Annotated in this window: 9 protein-coding genes; all 9 read left to right on the forward strand. The window is 60.0% G+C overall.

Annotation, left to right across the window (positions count from 1 at the left end; translation table 11 throughout):
- On the forward strand, window positions 1-747 hold a 747-nt coding region (locus CSE6_RS26310; RefSeq protein WP_193751184.1), incomplete at its 5' end, for a hypothetical protein.
- Between the two features lie 321 nt (window positions 748-1068).
- Entirely contained in the window at window positions 1069-1311 is a 243-nt protein-coding gene (locus CSE6_RS25775; RefSeq protein ID WP_059441870.1) for a hypothetical protein, read from the forward strand.
- A complete protein-coding gene (locus CSE6_RS25780; RefSeq protein WP_059441878.1) occupies window positions 1311-1643 on the forward strand; it encodes an HNH endonuclease signature motif containing protein in 333 nt (110 codons plus the stop codon). Before CSE6_RS25775 ends, CSE6_RS25780 begins: the two co-directional genes overlap by 1 nt.
- 3 nt (window positions 1644-1646) lie before the next feature.
- Window positions 1647-1895, forward strand: coding sequence for a hypothetical protein (locus CSE6_RS25785; RefSeq protein WP_059441879.1), 249 nt, complete (start codon window positions 1647-1649; stop codon window positions 1893-1895).
- The gene (locus CSE6_RS25790; protein WP_059441880.1) at window positions 1892-2149 is read left to right on the forward strand and encodes a hypothetical protein; all 258 of its coding nucleotides are present in this window, start codon (window positions 1892-1894) and stop codon (window positions 2147-2149) included. The genes CSE6_RS25785 and CSE6_RS25790 overlap by 4 nt, the downstream gene beginning before the upstream one ends.
- Before the next feature lie 159 nt (window positions 2150-2308).
- On the forward strand, window positions 2309-2719 hold the full coding sequence (locus CSE6_RS26315; protein WP_059441881.1) for a hypothetical protein: 411 nt from the start codon (window positions 2309-2311) through the stop codon (window positions 2717-2719).
- 2 nt (window positions 2720-2721) lie between these two features.
- A complete protein-coding gene (locus CSE6_RS25800; protein WP_059441882.1) occupies window positions 2722-4410 on the forward strand; it encodes a terminase large subunit in 1689 nt (562 codons plus the stop codon).
- The gene (locus CSE6_RS25805; RefSeq protein ID WP_059441883.1) at window positions 4410-4613 is read left to right on the forward strand and encodes a hypothetical protein; all 204 of its coding nucleotides are present in this window, start codon (window positions 4410-4412) and stop codon (window positions 4611-4613) included. The genes CSE6_RS25800 and CSE6_RS25805 overlap by 1 nt, the downstream gene beginning before the upstream one ends.
- The coding region (locus tag CSE6_RS25810) for a phage portal protein (protein WP_152668677.1) at window positions 4614-5175 on the forward strand (562 nt) is incomplete at its 3' end. It abuts the gene before it with no gap.

Here is a 5175-nt window from a genome sequence, read left to right on the forward strand (position 1 = left end):
CATGTGGGCAATCAAAAAGATGAGCGAACTGGACGCGCTGAATGTGACCGTGCAGCGCTTGATGGGCAATTGATGAAAGAGGACAGGATGACTGATACACCAACCACTCAGGAACGTTATGCCAGCGCAACCCAATCGAGCAGCCTGCGAGTGGAGGCGGGCCTGCAAGGTGATGCTGACTACTTGATTGCCGCCGGCTGGAGCAAGTCGCGCTTCGGCGCTGCATTGATGCGCCTGCACAGCGAGTGGGATGCAGCTGCGCGCCGCGGCTGCCAGATCCCTCGTCAGGCGACCCGGAAGCAGATTGCGCAACTGGCTCGGGACATCGCTACGGCAAAGCAATCAAAGCAGGTGGAGAAGGAGCACTCTGATGCTGCCCGCAAGCGCCTTGAAGACGGGTTTGTCGCTGAGCTCAAGGAGACCATGCGCATGCTCAAGATGCTTCCTGAGGTGCGTCTGCATCTGCAGCTCACAGCTGCCCTGGATGAATGCCCAGAGACGGAATCTGTTAGCTGTGCCGTGCTCTTGCATTGGCTCAAGCCTGTATGTGGCGCATGCAGTGGTCGCAAGTTCCAACTGTCGCCTCGAGCTGGGGAGTTGTCGTCTGTCGCCTGTAGGTCTTGCGGGGGCTCAGGCCATGGCAAGGTTCCAGGCGGAGAGCATGGGCGAAAGCTCCTCACCTATATGGAGGACTGTGTGGGGCGTGCACGGCAGGGTATACGCTACCGATTGAATGGCAGGGCTTGACACAGGGTAACCTGCCTCTAGAATTGCGCTGTCGGTCGCAAGAAAAATCTTGCCACCAGTCGTCACCGTCCAATGCCCTGCATGCAGCCCTTAGCGGTGCAGGTAGCTAGAGAGGGATAGACGCGCCTACAGCCCGCAGCAGATGCTTGTGGGCTTTTTTTGTTTGTCTCCTTGCTGGCCGAAAGCCGGCATCTGCCGCCCTGGTTTTGCCTCGGCGGCTTTTTTATTCCCGGTTCGCTGCCACCGAGCACGCCCGACGATCACGCACATTGCTTCAGGGGCGGATCACTCGGTGGCGGCACCTATCCCGAGGAGGGCGAAATGCTCTACACAGCAGCAAACGCCCGTGGCGCGACGATCATCGACGTGGACACTGGCGAGCGCTTTTCTCGCGTGTCTGAGGTCAGCACCTCGGGCGGCTGGATCAAGGTTCACGACAACCCGAGCCGCATTGACGCCCAAGGGCGCATTGCTGGCCGGCGCATTCGCTTCGCCTCGATCTACGCCATCCAGGGGCTGGAGCGCATGCCCTGCCTATTCCACTGCTACGGTCGGCGTGCGTGATGGCCAAGCTTCAGACGCTCAAGAGCGGCGTGCCAATGCTGAACACCCAGCGTGTTCAGACCATCCAGGCCGGCAGCTGGCGCACAAGTGACCAGACATCCGCACAGCGCGGCTACGGCTACAAGTGGCAGCAGGCCCGGGCTCAGTTCCTGCGTGAGCATCCACTTTGCGTGATGTGCGAGGCGGATGGTCGTGTGGAGGCTGCAACGGTGGTCGACCACATTACCCCGCACCGAGGCGATCAGTCGCTGTTCTGGCGCCGGAGCAACTGGCAGTCGTTGTGCAGCACTCATCATTCCCGTGACAAACAGCGCGCCGAGCAAAGGATGTGACCCATGGACCGTATGCAGCACCCATCAAACAATGCTGTGCTTGGCGCGCCAGCGGGATGGGATCAGAAGACATTGCCTTGCAATGCACTGCCAGTGACGCGCACCGATTGGGATGGTGTGCCTGCAGTGGTTTCATTCTGGACGCCGACGCCTGCCGAGGTCGAGGCGATCAAGGCCGGCCAGCCTGTCATGTTGTGGGTGGCAGGTAGCACCATGCCGCCCGTGGCGTTGATGGTGGAGGGAAAGTCATGAACCGGGTGCAGATCAGCAGCGACAAACAGAACCGGACGGTGCACAAGGCTTCGATTGATGAGCCGGCATTGTTGGCGCTTGCCATTGACCATGTTGCCCAGCAGTTGGGGCTTGATTCGACGGCAGCGAACGTGCAGGTTAAGGCGTACGTGACCAGCTATCAGGTGGGCAGTCTGGGTGACCGTAAGGCGCGCATCGAGGTGGAGTTGATCGAGGGTCACGAGGCTGCGAACGTGGCTCTATCGGCCTCCTGACGCGACCTGATGGCAATGGCAAAGGGGAGGGGGGGATCAAAACCTTGGGGGTCTTCGGCCTCTAGACCGCCCTGTTCCGCACGCGCAGAAAATTTCCCCCTGTATGAATAAATCCGAGGGTGGAATTCAAAGAAATCAAAGAATTCAAAGGAGCCGCTTATGCCAAGAGGTGGCGCGCGGCCCGGGGCTGGCCGCCCAAAAAAACAGCCCGAAGAGGTAAAGCCAGGCAAGAAGGAGGCTCCCAAAACTGCGCCCCCTCAGGTTGATGCCAATGGCTACAAGGATGATCCAAAGTGGCCATTCGGCAAGCAGCCGCCTGCTGAGCCAGAGCCGCCGCCGGATCTGAGCGACCTCATGCCGCTGGATTACCTGCTTGAGGTGATGCGCGATCACACTGAGGAGCGCGGCCGCCGGATGCAGGCTGCCACGTTGGCGGCGCCGTACTGCCACCCTAAAAAGGGCGAGGCAGGCAAGAAGGAAGAGAAGAACGCTGCGGCGAAAAAGGTCGCAAGCCGTTTTGCGCCGGCCGCGCCTCCGAAGTTGGTAGCTGCTAACGGACAGAAGGTATAGATATGGAATGGAGCACCGCTTGCATCGACTGGGAGGAACGGTTGGTGCAGCGGAAGTCCATAATTCCGCCGCCGATCTTCCAGGACCAGGCCGAGCAGGCCCTGGCAATCTTTAAGGAGCTCAAGGTCGTTGACCTGCCCAAGGTCTGGGATGCGGAGCTCGATGAATACCGCCCTCCCACATTCGGGGAGTGCTCTGAAGAGTGGGTCTTCGACTTTGTGCGCGTCATCTTCGGCGCATACGACGCTGAGACGGGTAAACAGCTGATCCGTGAATACGGTCTGCTCATCAGCAAGAAGAACACGAAATCCACCATCGCCGCAGGCATCATGCTCACGGCGCTGATCCTGTGCTGGCGCGCGGATGAGGAGCACCTGATTCTGGCGCCGACCAAGGAAGTGGCTGATAACTCCTTCAAACCGGCGGCCAGCATGGTGCGCGCAGATGAGGAGCTGTCCGCGCTTTTCCACATTCAGGACCATATTCGGACCATCACCCATCGGGTGAACCGCAATAGCCTGAAGGTGGTGGCGGCCGACACGGACACGGTCTCTGGCAAAAAGTCCGGCAAGATCCTGGTGGATGAGCTCTGGCTGTTTGGCAAGCGCGCCAATGCCGATGCCATGTTTCAGGAGGCGCTGGGCGGTCAGGTGTCGCGTGATGAGGGTTGGGTCATCTTCTTGACCACTCAGTCGGATGAAGCGCCTGAGGGTGTGTTCAAGTCCAAGCTGGAATACTGGCGCGAAGTGCGCGACGGCACGGTGGTAAGCCTCAAGACGCTTGGCATCCTGTACGAGTTCCCGGCGGCGATGATCAAGTCCAAGGCTTACTTGGATCCGGAGAATTTCTACATCACCAATCCGAACCTGGGCCGATCGGTCAGCAAGGAATGGCTCACCGACGAGATGCAAAAGCGCTCTTCTGAGCAGGATGGTGGATTCCAGCGCTTCCTCGCCAAGCACCTGAATATTCAGATCGGTCTGAACCTGCGGGCCAACCGCTGGACCGGCGCTGATTTCTGGGAAAAGCGCGGCGACAACCGGGTGACGCTGGACTTCATCCTGGCCGAGTGCGAGGTGGTCACAGTGGGTATCGACGGAGGTGGCCTGGACGACTTGCTGGGGTTTGCAGTCGAGGGCCGGAAGAGGGGAACGCAAAACTGCGTTCTGTGGAACCGGGCATGGATTCACCCCATTGGCATCGAGCGCCGCAAATCCGAAGAGGCGAAGTACCGCGATTTCGAGAAGGATGGCGACCTGGTTGTAGTGAATCAACCCAATCAGGACCTGGATGAGCTTGCGGAACTGTGCAAGCTGGTCTTTGACTCTGGGCTGCTGGCCAGGATTGGCCTGGACCCGGAGCGCACGCACAAGGTTGTTTTCCAAGCGCTTGTAGATGCGGGCATCCCCGAAGACTTGATCATTGGCATTTCTCAGGGATGGAAGCTCACTGGATCCATGGCGGTCGCAGAGCGTGGCCTCCAGGACGGAAGCCTGGTTCACGCTGGGCAGCCACTCATGACATGGTGCGTCGGCAATGCAAAGGTCGTTCCGGCAGGCAACGCTTCTCTGATCACCAAGCAGGCCAGCGGCACGGCCAAGATTGATCCGCTCATGGCCTCTTTGAATGCCGTCACCTTGATGGCGACCAATCCACAAGCGGCCGGCGGCCGCTCTTTCTGGGACAAGTGATGAACCAATACCTTCAAGCGCTGCAGCGCGGCGCTGCAGAGGTGCGCGCGGCATTGGTGCGCATTGCCCCGGATTCGCTGCTGGTTGGTGGCGCTACTGCCATTTCCTATGGCGCATGGATGATCTATCCGCCTGCTGGCTTCATTGTTGGTGGGGCGCTTTCGATCTCTGGTGGCGTGCTTTTGATCCGAGGAGGTCAGTAAATGTCTTTCTTTGGTAAGGGTCTGGAGCGCCGGGCCAAGGAACTGACCTACGACCAGATCGCCGACCTGATCGACGGCACGGGCGCGAGCCGCGTGGCGGGCGTGACCGTGACCGAAAAGACCGCTCTGCAGGTCTCTACCGTGCTGGCTTGCGTCAAGGTGCTGGCAGACGGCTGCGCCACGCCGGACCTGCACGTCTACCGTGAAAAAAAGGACGGCACCAGCGAGAAGGCGCTCAACATCCCTGAGTACCGGCTCCTGACGCGGCGTCCGAACGAATGGCAGACCTCATTCGAGTGGCGCCGGATGATGACGGTGCACGCAGCCCTGACAGGCGCGGGCCTCTCCATCAAGGTGCGTGGCGACAACGGGCGCGTGCGGGAGTTGATCCCCGTGGAGCCTGGGCAATGGGATGTGCGCAAGGTCAGTCGGTATGAACTGCGCTATCGCTGCTGGGATGAGTTCGGGATGATCGGCGACTTCTCGGCAGATGAAGTCTTTGTACTCAACGGCCTGCAGTGGAACTGGGCCAAGAGCATCAATGCCGTGACGCTGGCGCGTT

The organism is Comamonas sp. E6, from assembly GCF_001010305.1.
Lineage (GTDB): Bacteria > Pseudomonadota > Gammaproteobacteria > Burkholderiales > Burkholderiaceae_C > Comamonas > Comamonas thiooxydans.